We start from the raw sequence: 21,894 nt of genomic DNA, 5'->3' as shown, positions 1-21,894 counted from the left end.
GCAAGAATGCACAACTATGATGTTATAAGTGCAAAATTTAAATTTGTAGAAACTGCAATCAAAATTAGTTTAGTAAATCAGGATTTTCAAGTCAATATTATGGAGCAAAGTCAGCCACAACAGCGCCGTGTCGCCGATCAAGTATTTCAAGAATCCCTCGACCAGTTGGAGGATATTTTACAAGAAAGTTCAACTGAGGATGAAGAAATCCCCCAAGCACAACTGCATACTAGTAGTCTCAGTGAAGTCGAACTCGATCAAGACTTGACAGATATTGATTTAGCGGCTCTTGAGGACGCAGTTGCTGATATTGAACAATATCTCGAAGAAATAACAAACCCTAAAGAAAAGTTATGAGTTTTAACTCCTGTATAGACGCGATTAATCGTGTCTCTCCAAACTATTGACTTATTTGCCGCCGAGCTTCGTACAACATTAAAGCAGCTGCGATCGCCACATTCAATGATTCCACCCCAGGACTCAAAGGAATTTTTACTTGCCTGTCTGCGATCGCTGCTAATTCTGGCGACAATCCAGCACCCTCATTTCCCAGTAAAATCAGACTGGGTTTGCGCCAATCCACCTCCCAATAAGTCAAAGTCGCACTGGGTAAGGTTGCCACTACCTGCATTCCTGCCTGCTGACTTTGTTGCACTGTAGCTTTTAAATCTTCGGTTACAGCTGTTGGTAGGCGAAACCATTGCCCTGCTGAAGCCCGGATAACTTTGGGGCTGTCTAAATCTACACTATCTGCACTTACCCACAACCCGGATGCTCCAGCAGCAGCAGCAGTGCGGATCATCGTACCCAAGTTACCGGGATCTTGCACCGTTTCTAAAGCTAAGATTATACCAGTAAATGGTAGTTGAGTTTGGCATTCGCTTCGTTTTGCCGTTGCAACCACACCATCTGGTTGGACTGTGGTAGCGATCGCATCCAAGACTTCTTTACTCACAATTTCGGCGCGATCGCATCGGCTACAAGCTTCTTCCCAGAGTGAGGAGTGGGCTGCTTGCCATTCTGGAGTACAACACACTGTTTCTAGTGGGTAATTAACCGCACAGGCTTCTTCTAACAGGTGTGTTCCTTCTAGTAAAAATAACTGCTGTTTGTGCCGCTCCTTGGTGGAGTGAAGTTTGCGGATTTGCTTGACTAGGGAATTTTGTAAACTGGTCAACACGATTTTGGATTTTGGATTAATCTAAAATCCAAACTATTGATATGCGGAACCCGGGACTTGAACCCGGAAGCCTTGCGGCACTAGAACCTGAATCTAGCGCGTCTGCCAATTCCGCCAGTTCCGCTGGCAATTTTTTATTATTACGTATTTTTCTATCTCTGTCAAGTTAAAGCATAACGCCTCGTTTAACAGGCTCAGACTAGAAAAAACTTTTTCAAGGTATTAGGTTGAATCAAAATATTAACTGAACAGTACAGCATTGATTTTTAGAAAACACTTAAGTTATTTTACTGAGTATTTAATTTAGCTTAAAACTACTACTTGCTCATTCATCTTTGCTAATTTGCTTAAATTCTCAAAATGCCTGCTGTTGCTGATTTACAGCCTGTATTTCTCACAAAAAAACAATTTTTTTATGCAATATGCCGCTCTAAAATGTGGACATTTTGAATCTTTACTGTAGAATCAAAACCAACTTCAAACATATAAAATACGTATTACTTTTGGAGGTAGGCTTATCAATCCTTCTACCAGCTTACCAGATGTCAAAATTGCTCCAGAAGCAGACTCCTCAGTCTTGCAAATCTGGGGTGGGCATCCTTTGCGAGGTCATGTGAAAATTAGCGGGGCAAAAAATGCAGCACTGGTAATCATGGCTGGAGCCTTGCTGTGTCCGGGCGATTGTCGTATCCGCAATGTTCCCTTATTGGCGGATGTAGACCGGATGGGTCAGGTATTGTCAGCTTTGGGTGTAAGCTTAACGCGGCAAGGCGATATTTTAGACATCAACGCCAGCGAAATTAAAACATCAAAAGCTCCCTACGAACTAGTTACCCAACTGAGGGCGAGTTTCTTCGCCATTGGTGCGATTCTGGCAAGATTGGGAGTAGCGCAGATGCCCTTACCAGGCGGTTGTGCTATTGGGGCAAGACCAGTTGACTTGCATGTTCGAGGACTGCAAGCAATGGGAGCGGAAGTACAAATTGAGCATGGCATTTGTAATGCCTACGTCCCTGGCAGCAGCCGGAGATTACAAGGTGCGAAGATTTATTTAGACATCGCTAGTGTCGGAGCTACGGAAAACTTGATGATGGCGGCTACCCTAGCAGAGGGCGAAACGATCATCGAAAATGCGGCCAGAGAACCGGAAGTAGTTGATTTAGCTAACTTCTGTAACGCGATGGGAGCGAAGATTAAGGGCGCGGGGACTAGCAGGATTATTATCGAAGGAGTCCCCAAGTTGCATTCTGTTGACTACAGTATCATTCCCGATCGCATTGAGGCTGGGACGTTTTTGCTGGCAGCAGCAATTACCCGTTCCGAACTTCTTCTCTCGCCAGTGGCTCCAGAACACCTTATACCAGTGATTGCCAAGCTGCGAGATATTGGGGTAACGATAATTGAGGACAAGCCTGAACACTTACGTATTCTATCGGCGGAAACTCTTAAGGCAACGGATATTGAAACTCAATATCATCCAGGTTTTCCCACAGATATGCAAGCGCCGTTCATGTCTTTGCTGACATTGGCCGAAGGCGACAGCGTAATTAACGAATCTGTCTTTGAAAATCGCTTGCGTCATGCCTCAGAGTTAAATCGCTTGGGGGCAGACATTCGTGTTAAAGGCAATGCTGCTTTCGTTCGGGGAGTACCGAAATTGTCTGGCGCACCAGTATTAGGTACAGACTTGCGAGCATCGGCAGCGCTAGTCATAGCAGGACTGGCGGCAGAAGGAAAAACCACAATTCAAGGATTACAGCACCTTGATCGCGGCTATGATCGACTTGATGTGAAGTTGCAGCAACTGGGCGCTAAAGTCCTCCGCGTGGGCGAAGTATCAGCAGATGCAGAAGTCGCTTCCACCATCAGTAGTCTGTCAACTTGAAATTGATAGGTAAAAGAAGAGGCAAGGGAGCAGAGGGGCAGAGGGGATTGAACTTGGCACATTGAACTCTCCTCTGCTCCCCTGCTCCCCTGCTCAAGGTTTTGAGAGATTTGGTGAGAAATCCGGGCTACTTCTTCATTTCCCCCTGCCCCCTGCCTCTTGGTTGAGACTGAGGCAAGAACAAGGCGAATGAGGGAGACAAGGTAAAATTTTCTCCCCTTGTTCCTTCTGACCAGCTTAGTTAAATCGTTATACTAACTGTGGGAGGCTGTTTATCTAACTAGCCAGATTCCATAGTTGTGTTTTTTTATAGCTTGCTGCACTATGTCCTTCTTTAAAACCCCGCTAATTGGTTTAAAAGCTGACTCATTTCGTCATCCATTAGACCTGGAAGCTACCAAAACGCTTAAGCAAATACCAGGCATAGATATGTTGGTGCGAAATTGGCTTGGGCCAATGGCAGAGCAGGTTTTCTATGTAGAAAATATTGCCTCCAGTATTCTAGTAGGTGAAAAGCAACTGCCCGATTTATACAAGCTGTTGTTAGATGCCTGTAAAATCCTGGATATAGAGCCTCCCCAGTTGTACGTCCGGCAACATCCGGCTCCTAACGCCTATACTTTTGCTGTGCGCGGTAAGCAGCCGTTTGTTGTATTACACACATCCCTAATTGATATTCTTACACCAGAGGAAATACAGGCAGTAATTGCCCACGAGTTGGGACATCTTAAGTGTGACCATAGTGTTTATTTGACGCCTGTAAATTTATTAATATTAGCTGCGGCGATTGTGCCCAATGTCGGAACCTTCGTTGCTCAAGCGATACAGGCACAACTTTTAGAATGGGTACGCTGTGCTGAGTTTACCTGCGATCGCGCTGCATTACTAGCAACCCAAGATCCCAAAGTTGTCATGTCAGTGCTGATGAAGCTAGCGGGTGGTTCCCCTACCTTAGCGCCACAACTGAATCTTGATGCCTTTGTTGCCCAAGCCCGCGCTTACGATGATATTAGCAAGACCGAACTAGGTGAAATGGTCAAAGCTGCCCGTACAGCCCAATTAACCCATCCAGTGCCAGTGCTACGGGCGCGAGAAATCGACCGTTGGGCAAGCAGTACAGAATATCAATCTTTAATCCAAAGTCATGGATTGAAGTCTACAAGTAATGAAGTTGCACCCAAAGGCGGATGGCGAAACTGGTAGAGCGAGTAATGAAATTTGGTTGTTTAAATTGGTTGTTTAAATTAGATGTGTTTTAGCTGACAATACTTCAGATGATTCGCTCATGAGTTGGCGCAGCCCGTCGTAGACATCGCACTTGCTAAAGTTTTTAGCCAAGCTGTGAGAGATTCACTGTAATGTAAAATACTGGTACAGCCCAAAAATCAGCTAATGACCAGGTTTCCTTACGACCAGTTCGCCAAAGACTATCTTAAAGAATTGTTACAACCATTGGGAGAAGTGGAAACAAGTCGGAAAGTTCCGGCTCAAATCCGAGAGATTGATGTTTATTTTGTACCTTCGCCCCAACTGACAAATACAATAGAATTGGGGTTGTTAGGAAAATTTGCGGCTGAACCTGCATTAATTGAACCATTTAGAAATGCAGCTACAATTGCGGAAATCCGCAGTTGCATAAATAAATTGTTTGATATCTTTGCTGAATTAAAACGTCAAGCTAAAATTGATAAAAATCGGCTTGTAGAATCAGAATTACCACGTTTATGGATTTTATCACCCACGGCTTCTGAATCTATATTGGATGGTTTTAGAACTAACCTAGATGAAGAAAATTGGGGCATAGGAGTAAATTTTTTAGGGGATCATTTTAGAACAGCAATTGTGGTAATTCACCAATTACCATGTACAGAAGAAACACTATGGTTGAGAATTTTAGGTAAGGGAAGAGTCCAGCAACAAGCGATAGACGAACTAGAAACACTTCCTCAAGATAATCCCTTACGTTCCAAAGCAATTGATTTATTATTGAATTTAAAGACTACTTTAGAATTCAATCAAAATATAGACGAGGAGGACAGAGATTTAATTATGCGTTTATCACCTATTTACGAGCAGAAATTAGCAGAAGTTAAACAAGAAGGAATTCAAGAAGGAATTCAAGAAGGAATCCAAGAAGGAATTCAAGAAGGAATTCAAGCAGAACGTCGTAATGTTATAGAGAATTTGTTGAGAGTTCGTTTTGGCTCTTTAGATGCAGAACTACAAGAAATTACTGAAGCTTTATTGGCATTATCTCCAGAGGAATTTACTCCTTTATTACTGCAACTATCTAAAGAAGAATTATTAAATAGATTCCTTTAGAAGAACTCAGTCGGAGATACTGGGTTTTACAGCTTTACTAATTGGATTAAAAAACATCCCATTGCTTAACCCACAGCCTCTACCATGACAGTTGTACCCAACGACCATCGTTTTCTTCAACCCATAAATCTGTTTGAGTACGAAAAGCTAGCAAAAGAGCATCTGTCTCAAATGACGCTTGATTACTATAGTAGTGGTGCTTGGGACGAAATCACACTACAGGATAATCGTGCTGCTTTTGAGAGGCTCAAGTTGCGACCTCGTGTACTAGTCGATGTAAGCGATCGCAATCTCACTACCTCCATTTTAGGACAACCCCTGCAACTACCTTTATTAATTGCGCCGATGGCTTTTCAATGTCTAGCTCATCCAGATGGAGAAATTGCCACGGCTTTAGCTGCGGCATCAGCTGGTGTGGGCATGGTGTTAAGTACAATGGCCACAAAGAGCATTGAAGAAGTAGCCAGTGCATGTGATAAATTTCCAGATTCTCTGCGATGGTTCCAGCTTTACATCCATAAAGATCGAGGATTAACTCGTGCTTTAGTAGAAAAAGCTTATAAAGGAGGCTACAAAGCACTTTGTCTAACTGTAGATGCACCTGTTCTCGGACAGCGAGAAAGAGATAGACGTAACGAGTTTGCCTTACCCTCAGACTTACATCTGGCTAATCTCGCCACCATCTCAGGACTAGATATTTCCCATGAAAAAGGCGAGTCTGGATTATTTACCTATTTTGCCCAACAGCTAAACCCAGCAGTAACTTGGGACGATTTGGAATGGTTACAATCTTTATCTCCATTACCTTTAGTCATCAAAGGAATTTTACGGGGAGATGATGCTGTTCGGGCTGTAGAATATGGAGCCAAAGCAATTGTTGTTTCCAATCATGGTGGCAGACAACTTGATGGTGCGATCGCTTCTTTAGATGCTCTAGCTGAAATAGTAGCAGCAGTGGATGGTAAAGTAGAAGTACTGTTGGACGGAGGTATCCGTAGAGGCACAGACATTCTCAAAGCTCTGGCATTAGGAGCAAAAGCCATACTAATCGGACGACCTATTTTATGGGGACTAGCAGTAGCAGGGCAAGTTGGCGTATCTCATGTCATATCACTGCTACAAGATGAGTTAAATTTGGGAATGGCACTTAGTGGCTGCGCCAAACTACAGGATATTGACCTTAGTTTATTGGCCCTGCCACGCCTGTAAGCCTAAAAATTCTTAGACCTACATTATTCCAGCAAAACTTTGAAAATTAATTTTCAGACTTGTTACAAAATCACTTAATTAGAGTATACTAGTTAAGGTTAGATATATGGGCGGGTGGCGAAATTGGTAGACGCACCACACTCAAAATGTGGCGGCCTTGCGGTCATAGGAGTTCGATTCTCCTCCTGCCCACTAGCAAACAAGTACGAGAAAGATAAAAAACTTATGCGGCTGAAAAGATGGGAGTCTCCCCGTAAAGAAGGCAGGAATGAGAAAGGTAGAGGCGGTTCTGCAAGAAAGAGGCAACTCAAAAAACAAAGGCAAATGTTACGGCAAAGACTCAAAGAAGCTAACAAGCCAGAAAATAACAAAAACAATAAAGCAGGGGAAGATAAGTTTATCTTCCCCTTGTTTTTTGGGCTTTTATTTCAGAAAAAAAGAAAATTTAGGGATTTTTCAATATATAGACTAAAGGAAATCCAACAAATAAATTATCCAATCTTGTGGAGTGAGCCGAAAAGCACGCCTAGCTTATATGGCGATCGTGTCGCCACCCCACAATAAAATTATTGAATATTTTCTATTTGTCAGTCCCTAAATTAAATTTGTAATAAGTTTGGAAAGTCACAATAAAAAACTATTAGCCATTCTTTAAAATATACTAATTTTAATTAAACCTCTTAAGCGCATATTTACATATCCAATCGGCAAGCTGAGTGTCTGGTATTTCACCTTATGTAGTTAAAGCGAGTATAAAGCACTACGAATCTTTGTAGAAATTTCTCGCAATTGTAATGCTTGGATGAACAAACTAAAAATTAATTATGAAGGAAGTATGAATTTTGTCAGGTAGCGTCTGAAATCCCTAGCTTAAAACAGTAAACTAGGACACAGCAGCAAAATAGTTCTAATTTAACAGTTAAGTCAAAAAAAAGTATATTAAGAAAGCAATTGCATCTCCATGTGTTAACTTCCAACGATCACACAAGGCTACAAAAAGTCAGGAGTAATTTCATCTGAATTATTAAATATTCGGAATGGTCTAGGTAATCTATGGATTTTTTTCTTGGACACAGGAGTTATTGATGGTGGCAAGAGTGCTTCTACCTACTAAAAAAGTACTGGATTTTCCCATTACTGCTTTACGCTTTGACGCTCAAGTACAAACAATGCTGAAGTGGGCAAGGAGACGTGAAAGTAAAACTGTATATGTAGCCAATGTACACATGCTCATTGAAGCTCATTGGAATCCAGCGTTTGCTAGCGTACTACGAAATGCAGACATAGTTACTCCTGATGGTATGCCTCTGGTATGGATGATGCGAAAGATGGGAGCGCTTCATCAAGACCGTGTGGCAGGAATGGATATCTTTCTAGCATTGTGTCACCTAACTCAAACACAAAATCTTAGTATTTTCTTTGTGGGTTCCCAAACAGAAGTTCTTTCTCGGATGCGAAAAAGGTTAGAACAGGAATTTCCGCAGATGAATATTGCGGCGATGGAACCTCTACCCTTTCGCCCTCTGACAGAAATTGAAGACGAAGCTTTGGTTCAAAAGATTAACTCTAGTGGTGCTAGCGCTGTATTAGTATCTCTAGGATGCCCTAAGCAAGAAAATTGGATAGCTCAACATAAAGGTAAAATACAAGCTGTAATGATTGGACTGGGTGGAGTTTTCCCAGTTTATGCAGGAATTCACAAGCGGGCACCCCGCGTAGTTCGAGACTTAGGCCTTGAATGGCTGTATCGATGGATTCAAGAACCACGCCGACTTTGCGGCCGCTACGCTAAAACTATTCCACTATTTATATGGCTAGCGATGAAGCAACTATTATCATCAAGTCGTATTGCAGCAGTCTTCCTTCACGAGACTGGGGATTAAGAAAAAGCAAAGCTAACATGTATTCTGTGGAACACAACATTATTAAGATACATATAAACTCAGTAACCAAAAAAGCAAAAATTTGATGTTGTCTTAACCACTGATTAGCAAACTTATATACCACTCAAAACTATAAAGTATAAGTAACATGTCGTTTTATATAAAAATTCAATAGGCTGGCTTATGAGTAAATTTTATGCTAATAGTTTCTTGAATTACTGCAAATTTAGGAGAAGATTGTGGTAGACTCTTCTATGAAGAATTACTTAAGCTAAAAAATATTTTCTTCACGATAATCATTGCCTTACTTAGTTTTTATGTTATTTTCTGAGTAAAAAATCTTGATTATAACTAAAACCTAAATAAAATAAGGTGTAGTTGATTAGCGTGAAAATAAATAACTCACATGCTCATAGCTAGCAATATCAAAGCTATATACTCTAGGTTCTTTCATCGGTAAACTAGGTAATGGAATCATCTAAAGATTCATCAAACTTACGACAGAAAGCTGTCAAAAGCGTAATTTGGACAGTTATAGAAAGTTGGGGACGCCAAGGAGTCTCTTTAGTTGTTTTCTTTATTCTAGCTCGTTTACTTAATCCAGAAACTTTTGGTTTAATTGCTTTAGCATCTATATTTATTGAATTTGTACAAATTTTTGTCGATCAAGGATTCTCTGTAGCAATTATCCAACGTCAAGAGATAGATTCAGAGCATTTAGACACTGCTTTCTGGACAACTTTAGGAATCAGTGTACTTTTAACTGTATTAAGTGTTGCTGGTGCTGGATTAACAGCAGATTTCTTTAAACAGCCGCAGTTAGTACCAATTATTCAATGCTTATCTATAAGTTTTATATTTAATGGACTAAGCAGCGTACAGCAAGCGGTTCTTGAACGTAAGTTTGCCTTTAAAAGTTTAGCAATCCGCTCACTATTGGCAGTAATAATAGGTGGAATAGTTGGTGTTTGGATGGCTTTTTTAGGCTTCGGCGTTTGGAGCCTTGTAGGTCAACAACTATCAGGTAGTTTTATACAGGTTATAGTCTTGTGGCGAGTTAGCGATTGGCGACCAGGATTCCAATTTTCTAACATACATGTTAAAGAACTTTTTAACTTTGGAATTAATATATCTGCGTTTAATATAATTAACTTTTTTAATCGTCGAGCCGATGACTTACTAATTGGCTACTATCTAGGACTAGTTGCATTAGGTTATTACTCGGTTGCCTATAAATTGCTGCTAGTAATGATGCAGGTTTTAATCAGTACTACAACTAAAGTTGCACTACCAATATTTTCTAGGTTACAGGCAGAACCAGAACGATTACTAAATGCTTTCTATACAGCTACTCAGTTCACAAGTCTCATTGCCTTCCCAATATTTCTTTGTGTACCAGTATTAGCAACTGAGTTTATAAAAGTATTTTTTGGTGAGCAGTGGATTCAGAGCATTCCAGTATTGCAAATACTATCTCTTATTGGTCCTGTTCATCTAATTTTCTTTTATAACAACTCTGTAATTCTAGCACTAGGCAAACCTTCATGGAGGCTATGGATACAAGTGATAAATACAGTTACTAATGTTATTGGTTTTGCTTTGGTAGTAAGATTAGGTATTGTAGCAGTTGCTTCTGCTTATGTAGTTCGTGGTTACCTCATATTACCTATTTCGTTATTAGCTATTAATAAACTTGTTAAGATAAACTTAAACAACTATCTGCGTTTATACATAGTACCTTTAGTAGCTTCTGGAGCAATGGTCATAACTATATTAACTACTAAATATTTCTTAGGAAAATTTCTTGAAGCATGGATGTTACTAGCTATTGCAGGGATATTCGGAATGTCTATTTATATTCTTACTCTCTCAGTAATATCGCCTAAACTTTTCAGACGTATACTTGAATTAGGAGAAAGTTTGAATATCAAAATCAAAACAAAAGTATAAATTTATTGTGTATAATAACGATTTCAATATATATTTATGAATTAATTTAATATATTTCAAGCTATGTTAATTTAATGAAAAAATTAAATCTATCTAATCTTAATTCGTAGTTTATCAAAGGGAGGAAAAATGAAAATAGGAATCATAACTTTTCACCATGTAGACAATTATGGAGCAACACTCCAGGCTTGTGCTCTTTGGAGTTTTCTTAACAGTCAAGGTTATGATGTTGAAATAATAGATTATCGACCTTTTAAAATAGCATGGATGTATTTCAGAGCTTTACTTCCGATCAAAAGCGTAAAATCTAGCACTAGCAAAAGTAAAAAGATTCGGATTAATGAAAAATCTTTAATTTATATTTCAAGAAAATGGAAAATGAGACGCTTCCTGCTTTCTCATGTTAAGTTAAGTCATAAGAAAATTTATGATAAAAAAGGCTTGAAATACTATCATGATAAATATGATGTAGTAATATGTGGCAGTGACCAAATATGGTGTATAGATTCCTTTAGAGGTTATAATTCTTCTTTCTTTTTAGATTTTGTTAGCAATAAAACTACTCGTAAAATAAGTTATGCAGCAAGCTTTGGTAATACGACAAAATTAGGGCCTTATCAAAAAGAAATATATACATTGATTAATGAGTTTCAAAGCATTTTAGTTCGTGATTCTAATAGTATAGAAATTATTGCTAATGAATGCAATAAAAAAGCGATAAAAGTTTTAGATCCTACTTTTTTAATTAAGTATGACACACTTAAAGATTATCCAAAAATAAAAAATAAATATCTTTTATTGTATGTTCAAGCTGACATACAAGAAGAGGAACAAGAGTTTATAAAATTTCTAGCAGAAGAACAAAATCTAACTATAGTTTCAGTCGGTAGAGATGAACCGTTAGCACAAATAAATTTAGAAACCGCTAGTCCAAAAGAGTGGATTGGATTACATAGTGAAGCATCTTACATAATAACCAATACTTTTCACGGCACTGTATTTTCTATTATTTTCCATAAACCTTTTACAGTATTTCTTCCTAGTGATAAATCGAATAAGGTAAGAGATTTACTTAATGATTTTGGTTTAACAAACCGGATATTTTCGGAGAAGTTAAAATCTCAATTATTCAGTAAGGAAATCTTTGATATTGACTATGAATCAGTATCTAGTATAGTGGAATCGAAAATTATAGAATCAAAAAAGCATTTAATTGAAGCTATTTTACAAAAGAGCGATGAATAGTAAAAGTAATTTTGAAGGAAAGCAAAATAAAGAATAATAAATCTTTTAAAAATAAAGTATTTTATGGCTGTACCGTGTTTGCAACAATGACAAGCAAACTGTTTTGTTTATCTTTATGAAAAATTAAAAAGGAGTAGAAAGAGTTAAGATGTCTAATTTAAAGATTGAGTCTTTAACATCAAATAGTCTTTCGCACTACAGAACACAACATTACTTTGAGCGAGTAGGAGAGATCAATAGCGTAGATGACCTTCAGGAGTACTGTAATTGGGCCAAAGAAAACAAAGTAAAAGTTTATATAATTGGAAATGGTTCTAACACGTTGTTTGTTAAAAAGAATATCCAATCATTGATACTGAAAAATAAACTACCTAAGTACACAAATCTTTTACCTAATAACAGACTTGAAGTATCTTCTTCTACTTCAGTGATGGAAGTATTAAAGTATTGCTATCAAAACTCCCTAAATTCTTTCTATTATCTTGCATCTGTACCAGCAACTATTGGTGGTGCATTAGCAATGAATGCTGGGAGAGGAAAACAACATGGATGTACAATATACGACTTTGTTGAAAGTGTAACCTTTTTTGAGGATGGATGTATAAAAACACTTGAAAATAGTCAAATAATACGAGATTATCGAGAAACTATGTTTACTGGTATACACTCAAAACTGATATTGAGTGCAATTTTCAAGTTTGAACCAACAAAATTCACCGAAAATCCTTTAACTTCAAGGCAAATTTGGGCAAAAGAACATCAAGATAATACAGCACCTAACTGTGGCTCAGTATTCAAAGCTGCTAACTTTGCAATACTTGAAAAGCTCAAAGGTCTATCTATAGGTAAAGCTATGTTTTCAGCTAAAACTAGTAACTGGATACTCGCTAAATCACAAAGTAGCTATCCAATAATTATGCTGATTAAAATAGCTAAAATTTTGCATTTTATAACTCGACAAAAAATTGCTCTTGAACTAATTATCATTGATTAATTAATTGCTGTCAAAATACTACATAATGCTTAAACTTTGAGTTTTTTGCGAAAGTTAAGTTATATCTATAACTTTAACTATCGCTGAAGCTTTTGCCTGTGGTCTAGCTGTACTGATATTCATATATAAATAACATCGTAGAAATTGTAGAGGATGAAGTAATTGCTTTACCTTCTAAAGTAAGTCTAAATATGTTACTGAAGCAAATATATTAGCAGCTAATGGCACTTTAGCAACAAGCTCTGGATAAGATAAGAGAAATCAAAAAATTAATTTTTAGTATAAGTATATACTATTGTTACCTTCCCAAAGGCTTTTATACTTAAACAGAGCAGATTTAGATGCAAAGGTATCATAGGTATTATCCTCGTTAAATTTCCTGCCTTTGCCTGTTTGCATAAACTTAACTTGAACGTAGGAATTTAAACTAATCAATCTTCTGCTGCAAAAATCCTTTGTCTGAAATTAATTATAAAAGTACTTGACAATAACCTATATCTAACTGCTATATTAAGTAGGGTAAAGTCGTTGGGGCGTAGCCAAGTGGTAAGGCAGCGGGTTTTGGTCCCGCCATCCCTAGGTTCGAATCCTAGCGCCCCAGTAAACCAAAAGACAGGCATAACAACCTGTCTTTTAGATGTTTAATTAAATTTTTAAGATGCATCTCAATGCATCTAAGTTTGTAAATGTTACTTGTCAGGCGATTTGAGAGCTTGATCCAGAGTCTGCCGAGCCTGTTCTGCTTTAGATCGTGCTTCTTGATAACGCACATTAGCTTGGGCAAAATTTTTGAGGACTTTAAAACCTTCCTTGAGTCGAGTAATTTCCTCCTCTGTCACCGATTCGTCGGTGAACAGAACATCAACCGCTTTGCGAATTTCCAAAGCTTCAGATTGTGATTCCTGAACTTTCAGCTTGAGTGTGGCCAAGTTACTTAGAACCTGGACAGCTTGTGTAATTGTATCCTCACCGCTAGCAGTATCAATAGTTGACTCTTTAACCTCAATTAATTGTTGAGGGCCAAATCCTTCTTCTAGTTCCGTAGGTAGCTTTCCTGAATCCATGAGTTCCATCAGCTGATCCATTGCTTTATCACGGGCTTTTGCTGAATCTTTTCCAGAAACAGTAAGGATAATTTCTGGGCTTTGAGCGAGAGTATACTGAACCATATTTGAGCAGAAAATTTGCTGGTTAACCAAGCTGAGGCATGTAATTATAACATACTGCGTGTCCGATTATTTATTGGTAAATATACTTGTCGGTTTTCCTAATTTATGTATTTTCTGTATTTAATAATTCATGCTTCATCCCTGCTCCTGGCAAGTCACTTCAAATAAAACTTTATACTTAAGAAAAGGCAATTAAGTTTCAACAGGAGGGAGAGCAATGGCTCCTAGTCCCACCATCATGCAAGCTGTGGAAAAACTGGGCTATCGTGTCACCGTTGGTGATGTGGCAACCCAGGCAGGATTGAACGTCGCTGAAGCTAATCAAAGCTTACTAGCCTTGGCATCTGATGCTGGGGGACATTTGCAAGTAGCAGATTCAGGTGATATCGTTTACCTTTTTCCACAAAATTTTCGAGCAATTTTGCGTAATAAATACTTCCGGTTACGATTGCAGGAATGGTGGAAAAAGGTCTGGAGTGTTTTGTTTTACCTGATTCGCATTTCTTTTGGGATTTTCTTAATTCTTTCCATCACCCTGATAACTATAGCCATCTACATTATCATTACCTCTACCAATTCAGACCGTAACGGGGACAATCGGGGCAGTAGTTACGGCGGTGGGGGGTTCTTCTATTTTCCAAATTTATTTTGGTATTTTAGTCCAAATTATGATGCCCACTATCAGGAACGGCGACGTGAAAGGCGAGAAGAAAGCAATCTGAATTTCTTTGAAGCTGTGTTTTCGTTTTTGTTTGGCGATGGTAATCCTAACGCCAACTTAGAAGAACGTCGGTGGCAAGAAATTGCTACGGTGATTCGGAATAACCGTGGTGCAGTGGTAGCAGAACAAATTGCCCCATATTTGGATGACATTGGCGAAGGATATACAAGAGAGTACGAAGATTATATGCTGCCTGTTCTGACACGATTTAATGGGCAACCATCGGTAAGTCCAGAGGGGCAAATTGTTTATTATTTCCCGGAGTTGCAGGTAAGTGCAGTTAAAAAGCCTCGTTATGCAATATCAGATCATTTGGAAGAATTTCCCTGGCGTTTTAGTGCTGCAAGTTCAGGACAAATTATGCTCAGTGCTGGGTTGGGTGTACTAAATTTTGTTGGTGCTTTAGTACTAAAAAGTTTGTTGGGAGATGGCACTATTGCTGTGCAATTAGGTGGACTAGTAGCTTTTGTGCAAGGAATTTATTGGTTGCTATTGGCTTATGGAGTAGGTTTTTTAGTTATACCGCTATTGCGTTATTTCTGGATTCAATGGCGTAATCGCAAAATAGGCGATCGCAATCGCGATCGCCTTTCCAGAGCAAGGATATTGGCAAGTCCTGATGCAGCTTTGCAACAAAAAATCGACTATACCCAACAATTTGCAGGAGAAAAAGTCATCGGCAACGAAGATTTAGTGTATTCTAGCGAAACTGACTTACTTGACCAAGAAGTTAAGCGTTCCGCAAAAATTGACGCTGAATGGAAAAAACGCTTGGAACGCGGGAGTGGGGAATAGACTGAAGAGTTGAGAGTGAGGAGTGAATAATTAAGATTTATTTAAACTCCTGACTCTTGTACAGACGCGATTAATCGCGTCTGTACTCTTAACTTTTTCTTTACTTCGCCTGAATTGGTGTTAAGGCTACACCTTGATAATAATGCCCCAAGATTTGCAAGTGGTTCACTCCCTGTCGAGCTAGATTGTATGCCCCCCATTGACTCATGCCCAAAGCATGACCGAAGCCAAGCCCTTGAAGTACAAAACTACCATCGGCTCCCTTAGTGACATTAAAGCGGGTACTTTTTAACTTGAGGGCTGTTCGCACTTCTTCGCCCTGTAGTACCTTTGTGCCCCTGTTGCCGACAATTTTCAAGACTTTAACACTGCCAAAAGGTGAGTATGTCCCTGGAATCATCGCCGTCACACTGCCAACTTCAGGAAATTTAGCGCTAATCTCACTGGGGGAGAAAGTTTTTACCCAATTACACTCGCGGATATTTTGATCGTAGTCTTGAACAGCACGTAGATAAGGTTCGCTGCTTCCCCAAACGTCTTCAACGTTTTCGGTATGCCCTCCAGAACAAGCGTGGAAAACTGAGAGAATAATCCGGTTTTTGTAAGTTAGTACCTGTCCTGCTGTTTCATCAACTGCTTTGTAAGTTGCAAGAGCTTCGCTAATGACGCCTTTGTAAATTTGCCAGCGATCAGGGGTATTACCTAAATCGTAAACGGGATTATTCCGTTGTTTTTCTCGCTCATAGAGGGCGTAGGTGCGAGCTGCGATCGCCTGGGCTTTTAAAGCTTCTTGGGGCCAGCTAGCATCCATTTCGCCACCGAGAACGCTGTAGAGATACTCTTGATCGTCAACCCAATTAACAGCCGTTAAGCCTTTGTCTGTGGGAACAACCAGAGTTCTACCCCGATACCAGCGATCGCCAATATAAACGAATCCTTTACCTGTTGGCTCAATCCAAAATAAACCAGATTGCCACTTATCTAAAGCAACTCCGCCAGGAATAGCCTGGGCATAATATGCACTCATCGCTGGCAACTGCCCGAGAGTCCGGCCAGTACTATCCTTCACAATCCCAGTGGTTGAACTACCCACTTTTACCTGATTAACGCCCCTCTCAATTGCCACGCGCAGAATTACAGACGCTTGAGCTGGGGCAACCAAAGCAATCCACAAGAGGACACTTACCCACCAATGACGTACTTTAACCTGGGAAAATAAAAAGCCTAAGTAAAGTTGGAACTTCATGCTGATCATCTAATCACATTAGTATCTAATTGACGCTCCGAACTATAGCGTCTACTACTTTAAGATGAGACAGTTCTCCAACGTAGGAGGTTGCCACCTCCTACTAATTATGCATTTTGCTTAAGCTATAGGGTAATTTTGTTTCACAAACAAATTTGCTTGCCCTTAGACCTAAGTTAAATTTTGAATCTTCAATCCAAGACTTAAAATTAGCTAAAGAAGTCAGTGATCTTACCCTTGAGCAACTGTGTCACCAGCCTGCGATCACAATTTCGTATCAGTATTTAGCAGATTTGTTGCGTAATTAAGGAGTCTCATTTTTTAAGGGGAATTATCGGAGAGAAAACCATATTTAGGCGATCGCATTGAAGAAAAGGCAGAGGTGTATCTGTCTGGTTTTATTCTTGTTTAACTTTTCTATTTCAGTAATTACCGATTATGACACTTCACGGTGCAGGCATCCTCAAAAAGAGGACACAAAGACTAATTTCCCTGAGTCTTCTTCAGCCTAGTATGCCAATAAATTTTTAGAATTGCTCACTTCATTTGCGATAATTCCAATTAAATTCAATTTACTCAAAATTTCTGTTGCTTGAATCAGTTCAGTTTGGGTCACTTTTCCCATGCGTTCTACCATTACGATCCCATTGCAAAAAGCTGCCACAATTCTGGCATCAACTGTACTTAAAATAGATGATGTATCTATTAACACTAAATCATAACTTTGCTCAAACAACTCAATTAGTTCTTTCATCCGTTGAGAACTGAGCAACTTCACCGTGTCCTCTGCTTCAGGCCCAGCAGTCAAAATATCAATGCAAGGGTGAATAGGCTGGATGTAATCTTGAAAATGAGTTGTCGTCTCATCAAGTAATAACAGAGATAGTCCCCAGTCATTGCATAGTTCTAGGATTTTGTGCAAGCTAGGATTATGTAAATTAGCATCAATAACTAATACCCGTCGATGCATTCGGGTAGCGCTAGCTACAAGCCCTAATACTAAAGTTGTCTTCCCTTCCCCTGGTAGTGCTGAAGTCAACATCAATGACTTGAAGGGTAAGGGATATTTTAATATTTGAATATTTTGGTAGATCATGTCCAGGGTTTCATGGACAGGTAATCTACTACTGGCTTCTACTATAGAGTAATCTGAAGTTCGTCGCTCATTCCAAGGCAGGGCCAGCCGTCGCTTTTTAACATTACATGACGGTAGTTTTGGTACTGACCCCAATACACGTAGATTCGTCAGTTTCTTTAAATCTCCAACACAATAAATAGTGTCATTAAACTTTTCTAAAATCAGGGCTGCTAAAATACCTAGAATCGGGCCAATTATCGCCCCTCCAACCAAAAATAATAATTTGTTGCTCCCTATGTAATTACCCAGAGCAGGTTCTGTCAAAATTTGCCAGCTATATCCTTCCTGAGAAATTTTCAAACCCAAAGACTGTTGTGCTTGGAGTAATTGTTCAAGGGTTTTACGACTAGTTTCCACCTTTGGCAGCAGACGGTTATACTCTGCTATTAAGCTTGGGTATTTGTTTAACTCAGAGCGAAGTCGCTGTTCTGACTCGGTTAGATTCTTTTCATTAGCAGTCAGTCCTAAGATAGTTGTCCGTAGTAAAATTAACTCGTCTACTAGCTTTGGCTCAACCCCTAGCATTTGATCTTTTAAAAGCGGTTCTCCCTTACTGCTAGTAGTAATAGTTTTCACTTCTTGTCGTAATAGCAACAGTTGACTTTGGCGTTGCTGCTTGAGTTTCTGTACTGATGGGTAATCGTCTGTATAGCGCAGCCGTTCTTTAGCCAAAGCTAGTTCAGTTTTTTGAATTTCACTTAATAATGTTTGGTAACGACTTGACTGATTTAAACGAGAAGAAAATAGTGCATTTTGCTGAGACGAAGAGGCTATTTGTTGATCTAGATTATCGTAACGGGCGTTTACATCCTGAAGGTGAGCACGAGTACTTTGTAGTTGTTGTTGAATATCAGCTAGAGATTCTAGCAGGATTTTACTTTGGATTTCGGGATCGAGTAATTTATGTTTTTTGCGAAACTGTTCCAAATTTTTCTCAGCTTTACTCACTTCTTTTTTTATTTCAGGTAGGCGAGCATTTACAAAAGCCAATCCTTGATTTAGACGTTCTTTTTGTTGTTCTTTATTGTAGTTTTGATAGACTTTTTGTAAAGCTTGAAGTACTCTCTGTGTTTTGAGTGGATCGTCATCATTGAAAGAAACTTTAAATACTTGACTATAAACTTTATTAGCTCCTATACCTCCCTCTTCTGGAGCCACTTGTAGAGGTGATTTTTTGCTCTGTTCTGTTTGACCATTGATATACTCTAAGGTAACATCAGGATAATCAGGATTAATTAAATCTACGGCTTTCTGAAGCAACTTAGAACTCAGCATGAGTTTCATCTGAGTAGTGGAATCAACAACTTGAGAATTGTGATCGGTAACGTTGGTGTCTTCTATTGGTGGGATATTATTTGACTGTGTGCCTTCAGATAAATTGGAATTCACCAATATCTGCATATTGCTCTGGTAAGTAGGTTTGGCAATGAAAGCTAAGAGGCTAGCAGCTGACATAACTACACAAGAAACCCCCAAGATCAGCAAACGTCGGCGAAGCAAAATAGTAGATAGTTGTCTGATGTCAACTGCGCCTTGTGCTGAAGTAGTAATTTGTTGCTCTTGATCCAGACTAGTCTTAGCCACTATCAAACTCCTCTAATATCGAAACACTATATTGATTTGGAAGATTTATAAGAAATGTTAAATGTTTTTACATCTATAGCCGCAATAGCATACTTAACTATTCTTCCAAGAATGACAAGCTCACTTGGCACAATATTATGCCAACTGGTGCTTTCATGCTCATCAATTCATGCATGTGAATTCTTAATCAGTGTTAGAAGAATAAATTTTTAATGAATATTTTATTTAAGGAGGAAAAATTTTTACTAAAAATTGATTATTTTACCTAAGCATTTAAGTAGAAAGCTCTCTGATATACAACATTAATATACTATTAAAGTTATTTAAATAACTTGTAATACAAGAAAAACATTAAGAAGAATATCTAAACCATAGTATTTGTAGATCATTAATACACTTGGTATACCGTAAATTACTGACTAACTAATTGACATTCTCCTCAAACTAAACTGCTATCTATTTGCTGGACGTTATGAGTTAGACTATTAAACTTCAAGATAGAGCCTGGTTAATCTTAGATTAGAAGGATTTAATCTAAAATCTAAAATTTAAACGCCTACCTTAGTTAACTCTACTTCGCGCCGCCTGGGGACTTCATGAATCATGAAATCATAAGCCATGTCAGTACAAGGAAAAATAGCACGGGCTTCCTGAAGAAGATCCTTCAATTCCAAGGTATTGCCAGGGGCGTAGCGGGGACTGAAATGACTCATAATCAGTCGATGTGCCCCAGCGGTCAAAGCTGTTTGCGCTGCCATTGTGGTTGTGGAATGCAACCTCTGAAAAGCCATGTCTGCATCTTGATGAGCAAAGGTTGCTTCGTGAATTAATACATCTGCATCTTTTGCCAATTCCACTGCCCCATCACAATAAATTGTGTCTGTGCAATAGGCAATTTTTCGACCAATTTCTGTAGGGCCACATAATTGAGTGCCATCAATCACTCGTCCATCCGCAAGCGTCACTCTTTCACCGCGCTTAAGTTGACCATAAACCCGACCAGGAGGAATTTGCAACGCCTTGGCTTTTTCTACATCAAAGCGTCCTGATCGGTCTTTTTCGGCTACGCGGTAGCCGAAAGCTGTAATGCGATGATGCAAATTACCGCAGCTTACGGTAAAGTCATTGTCCTCATAAATTACCCCTGGACGGATGGCATGGACTTTAATAGGATAGGAAAAGTGTGTGTAAGAGTAACGAGAGGCGGCTTGAATGTAATCATTTAATCCAGGTGGGCCATATATATCAATTCGTTCTACATTCCCAGCTAAACCGCAAGTAGCAAGAAGTCCCATCAAGCCAAAGATGTGGTCGCCGTGCATGTGAGTAATAAAAATTCGCGAGAGTTGGCTAATTTTCAGTTCACTCCGGATAATTTGATGTTGTGTGCCTTCGCCACAGTCGAATAACCACAGTTCTGCCCTTTGGGGTAATCTCAAAGCGACACTCGAAACATTACGCGATCGCGTGGGTACACCGGAACTCGTGCCTAAGAATGTTATCTGCACAGCGTTTTTTAATCTTCCTATTGCTCAATTTGCTGCTCTATAGTCTATAGTGACACGCTTAATAAGCAAAATACTTTTAAGAGGAAGTCGCTTTTTTAAAACTAACACCTAATAAAGATTATAGGGCTTACGCAAAAATCCCTAAAAAGCTTAATTTGTCCCTCTTTTGTCACTCTCCGAAAACTTTTGCCATTTATGAATTCTAAAGCTTTTGTATAGCCTGCGATGACTCCGCCCTCTGTAGGCATCGCGCGATTATTTTCTAATAAAAAATACAAGACCGATTTTTTTCTAATAAATATAGGACTTACGCACTGTACAAATTAACCATAATATAAATTACGGTTTTTGGTCGTTTCAGGCGCTTCGGATAACCCCGATTTATTTGCATATTTGCGACGTCGAATAGCCCGTCGTAGACATCGCTGAGTGCTAAACACGGTTACAATACCCAAATTGCGTGTAGTACTTATGTACGGTGCGTAAGTCCTATATTTTTATCCCAATGATTTTCAGGAAAAACAAAAGCCATCTCAAAGTTATTTGAGATGGCTTTAGTTTAAGAATAGAACCTGGCATCGAGCTATTTTTGCGTAGGGCAACCCCTAAACTATCGTGGCCGCAGCAGCGTTTCACCTCTGAGTTCGGGAAGGGTTCAGTGTGGTTCCACCGCGCAATAGACACCAGGAAAAACTGTTGGGTCAGAGACCCTGAAGACTGCAAGCAACGCGAAACCAAATGAGTTGTGAGGTCAAGCCCTCGGTCTGTTAGCACGGCTCGGCTACATACATTGCTGTACTTCCACCTACCGCCTATAAACGGGTGTTCTTCCCGTGACCTTACCCACTTTGTGTGGTGAGAGCACTCATCTTGAGGTGGGCTTCCCACTTAGATGCTTTCAGCGGTTATCCGCTCCGCACTTGGCTACCCAGCGTTTACCGTTGGCACGATAACTGGTACACCAGCGGTGCGTTCCTCCCGGTCCTCTCGTACTAAGGAGGACTCCTCTCAATGCTCTTACGCCTGCACCGGATATGGACCGAACTGTCTCACGACGTTCTGAAC

At 39.4% G+C, this 21,894-nt stretch carries 16 protein-coding genes, 3 tRNA genes and 2 rRNA genes; 13 read left to right on the top strand and 8 right to left on the bottom strand.

What is annotated here, in order from left to right; all coding sequences use genetic code 11:
• Positions 1 to 6: 6 nt before the first annotated feature.
• Positions 7 to 357, top strand: coding sequence for a hypothetical protein (locus RMZ43_RS27925; protein WP_322654237.1), 351 nt, complete (start codon positions 7 to 9; stop codon positions 355 to 357).
• Between the two features lie 43 nt (positions 358 to 400).
• On the opposite strand, the gene RMZ43_RS27920 is transcribed toward RMZ43_RS27925, so the two are convergent.
• Both RMZ43_RS27920 and RMZ43_RS27915 read right to left on the bottom strand, forming a co-directional pair.
• Complete coding sequence (locus RMZ43_RS27920; RefSeq protein WP_322649454.1) at positions 401 to 1,180, bottom strand: TrmH family RNA methyltransferase; 780 nt, start codon at positions 1,178 to 1,180, stop codon at positions 401 to 403.
• A gap of 42 nt (positions 1,181 to 1,222) precedes the next feature.
• Positions 1,223 to 1,304 (bottom strand) — tRNA-Leu (locus RMZ43_RS27915).
• 393 nt (positions 1,305 to 1,697) lie between these two features.
• Here RMZ43_RS27915 and murA point away from each other — a divergent pair.
• From murA to RMZ43_RS27860, 11 genes are all read left to right on the top strand, one after another.
• Complete coding sequence (murA, locus tag RMZ43_RS27910) at positions 1,698 to 3,065, top strand: UDP-N-acetylglucosamine 1-carboxyvinyltransferase (protein WP_322649570.1); 1,368 nt, start codon at positions 1,698 to 1,700, stop codon at positions 3,063 to 3,065.
• A 324-nt stretch (positions 3,066 to 3,389) separates the two neighbouring features.
• Positions 3,390 to 4,268: a M48 family metallopeptidase gene (locus RMZ43_RS27905; RefSeq protein ID WP_190733027.1), complete on the top strand. Its 879-nt coding sequence runs from the start codon at positions 3,390 to 3,392 to the stop codon at positions 4,266 to 4,268.
• 189 nt (positions 4,269 to 4,457) lie between these two features.
• Entirely contained in the window at positions 4,458 to 5,387 is a 930-nt protein-coding gene (locus RMZ43_RS27900; RefSeq protein WP_322654238.1) for a hypothetical protein, read from the top strand.
• 84 nt (positions 5,388 to 5,471) lie between these two features.
• A complete protein-coding gene (locus RMZ43_RS27895; RefSeq protein WP_322649452.1) occupies positions 5,472 to 6,596 on the top strand; it encodes an alpha-hydroxy acid oxidase in 1,125 nt (374 codons plus the stop codon).
• Between the two features lie 108 nt (positions 6,597 to 6,704).
• A tRNA-Leu gene (locus RMZ43_RS27890) sits at positions 6,705 to 6,788 on the top strand.
• A gap of 132 nt (positions 6,789 to 6,920) precedes the next feature.
• Positions 6,921 to 7,160: a hypothetical protein gene (locus tag RMZ43_RS27885; RefSeq protein ID WP_322654239.1), complete on the top strand. Its 240-nt coding sequence runs from the start codon at positions 6,921 to 6,923 to the stop codon at positions 7,158 to 7,160.
• Positions 7,161 to 7,681: 521 nt separating this feature from the next.
• Positions 7,682 to 8,479 carry a WecB/TagA/CpsF family glycosyltransferase gene (locus RMZ43_RS27880; RefSeq protein ID WP_322649450.1) on the top strand — a complete coding sequence of 266 codons (798 nt, stop codon included), beginning with the start codon at positions 7,682 to 7,684 and terminating at the stop codon, positions 8,477 to 8,479.
• A gap of 468 nt (positions 8,480 to 8,947) precedes the next feature.
• Positions 8,948 to 10,429 carry a lipopolysaccharide biosynthesis protein gene (locus tag RMZ43_RS27875; protein ID WP_322649449.1) on the top strand — a complete coding sequence of 494 codons (1,482 nt, stop codon included), beginning with the start codon at positions 8,948 to 8,950 and terminating at the stop codon, positions 10,427 to 10,429.
• A gap of 129 nt (positions 10,430 to 10,558) precedes the next feature.
• Positions 10,559 to 11,674 carry a polysaccharide pyruvyl transferase family protein gene (locus RMZ43_RS27870; RefSeq protein ID WP_322654240.1) on the top strand — a complete coding sequence of 372 codons (1,116 nt, stop codon included), beginning with the start codon at positions 10,559 to 10,561 and terminating at the stop codon, positions 11,672 to 11,674.
• 148 nt (positions 11,675 to 11,822) lie between these two features.
• Positions 11,823 to 12,668, top strand: a complete 846-nt coding sequence (locus tag RMZ43_RS27865) for an FAD-binding protein (RefSeq protein WP_322649447.1) — start codon at positions 11,823 to 11,825, stop codon at positions 12,666 to 12,668.
• Between the two features lie 529 nt (positions 12,669 to 13,197).
• Positions 13,198 to 13,269, top strand: a tRNA-Gln gene (locus RMZ43_RS27860).
• Positions 13,270 to 13,357: 88 nt separating this feature from the next.
• Here the strand turns inward: RMZ43_RS27860 and RMZ43_RS27855 are convergent.
• Positions 13,358 to 13,837 carry a hypothetical protein gene (locus tag RMZ43_RS27855; protein ID WP_322654241.1) on the bottom strand — a complete coding sequence of 160 codons (480 nt, stop codon included), beginning with the start codon at positions 13,835 to 13,837 and terminating at the stop codon, positions 13,358 to 13,360.
• Positions 13,838 to 14,054: 217 nt separating this feature from the next.
• On the opposite strand from RMZ43_RS27855, the gene RMZ43_RS27850 reads away from it, so the two are divergent.
• On the top strand, positions 14,055 to 15,353 hold the full coding sequence (locus RMZ43_RS27850; RefSeq protein WP_322654242.1) for a hypothetical protein: 1,299 nt from the start codon (positions 14,055 to 14,057) through the stop codon (positions 15,351 to 15,353).
• A gap of 100 nt (positions 15,354 to 15,453) precedes the next feature.
• Here RMZ43_RS27850 and RMZ43_RS27845 read toward each other — a convergent pair whose 3' ends face one another.
• From RMZ43_RS27845 to RMZ43_RS27825, 5 genes are all read right to left on the bottom strand, one after another.
• Positions 15,454 to 16,599 carry a SpoIID/LytB domain-containing protein gene (locus RMZ43_RS27845; RefSeq protein ID WP_322654243.1) on the bottom strand — a complete coding sequence of 382 codons (1,146 nt, stop codon included), beginning with the start codon at positions 16,597 to 16,599 and terminating at the stop codon, positions 15,454 to 15,456.
• Positions 16,600 to 17,107: 508 nt separating this feature from the next.
• Complete coding sequence (locus RMZ43_RS27840; protein ID WP_322654244.1) at positions 17,108 to 19,321, bottom strand: GumC family protein; 2,214 nt, start codon at positions 19,319 to 19,321, stop codon at positions 17,108 to 17,110.
• 548 nt (positions 19,322 to 19,869) lie between these two features.
• Positions 19,870 to 20,829 carry a ribonuclease Z gene (locus RMZ43_RS27835; RefSeq protein WP_322649442.1) on the bottom strand — a complete coding sequence of 320 codons (960 nt, stop codon included), beginning with the start codon at positions 20,827 to 20,829 and terminating at the stop codon, positions 19,870 to 19,872.
• 570 nt (positions 20,830 to 21,399) lie between these two features.
• Positions 21,400 to 21,517 (bottom strand): 5S ribosomal RNA (gene rrf / locus RMZ43_RS27830).
• 59 nt (positions 21,518 to 21,576) lie between these two features.
• Positions 21,577 to 21,894 (bottom strand): 23S ribosomal RNA (locus RMZ43_RS27825); the annotation flags it as partial.

The organism is Nostoc sp. CmiVER01, from assembly GCF_034531135.2.
GTDB lineage: Bacteria > Cyanobacteriota > Cyanobacteriia > Cyanobacteriales > Nostocaceae > Nostoc.
Note: the sequence above shows the minus strand (reverse complement) of the source record. Positions and strands in the feature narration are given on the sequence as shown.

Bases quoted from the DNA above. Each gene is read 5' to 3' on its own strand.
- RMZ43_RS27855 (WP_322654241.1), bottom strand. From the start codon at position 13,837: ATGGTTCAGTATACTCTCGCTCAAAGCCCAGAAATTATCCTTACTGTT.
- RMZ43_RS27865 (WP_322649447.1), top strand. From the start codon at position 11,823: ATGTCTAATTTAAAGATTGAGTCTTTAACATCAAATAGTCTTTCGCAC.
- RMZ43_RS27845 (WP_322654243.1), bottom strand. From the start codon at position 16,599: ATGAAGTTCCAACTTTACTTAGGCTTTTTATTTTCCCAGGTTAAAGTA.
- RMZ43_RS27880 (WP_322649450.1), top strand. From the start codon at position 7,682: ATGGTGGCAAGAGTGCTTCTACCTACTAAAAAAGTACTGGATTTTCCC.
- RMZ43_RS27900 (WP_322654238.1), top strand. From the start codon at position 4,458: ATGACCAGGTTTCCTTACGACCAGTTCGCCAAAGACTATCTTAAAGAA.
- RMZ43_RS27885 (WP_322654239.1), top strand. From the start codon at position 6,921: ATGTTACGGCAAAGACTCAAAGAAGCTAACAAGCCAGAAAATAACAAA.
- RMZ43_RS27870 (WP_322654240.1), top strand. From the start codon at position 10,559: ATGAAAATAGGAATCATAACTTTTCACCATGTAGACAATTATGGAGCA.
- RMZ43_RS27925 (WP_322654237.1), top strand. From the start codon at position 7: ATGCACAACTATGATGTTATAAGTGCAAAATTTAAATTTGTAGAAACT.
- RMZ43_RS27895 (WP_322649452.1), top strand. From the start codon at position 5,472: ATGACAGTTGTACCCAACGACCATCGTTTTCTTCAACCCATAAATCTG.
- RMZ43_RS27905 (WP_190733027.1), top strand. From the start codon at position 3,390: ATGTCCTTCTTTAAAACCCCGCTAATTGGTTTAAAAGCTGACTCATTT.
- RMZ43_RS27875 (WP_322649449.1), top strand. From the start codon at position 8,948: ATGGAATCATCTAAAGATTCATCAAACTTACGACAGAAAGCTGTCAAA.
- RMZ43_RS27850 (WP_322654242.1), top strand. From the start codon at position 14,055: ATGGCTCCTAGTCCCACCATCATGCAAGCTGTGGAAAAACTGGGCTAT.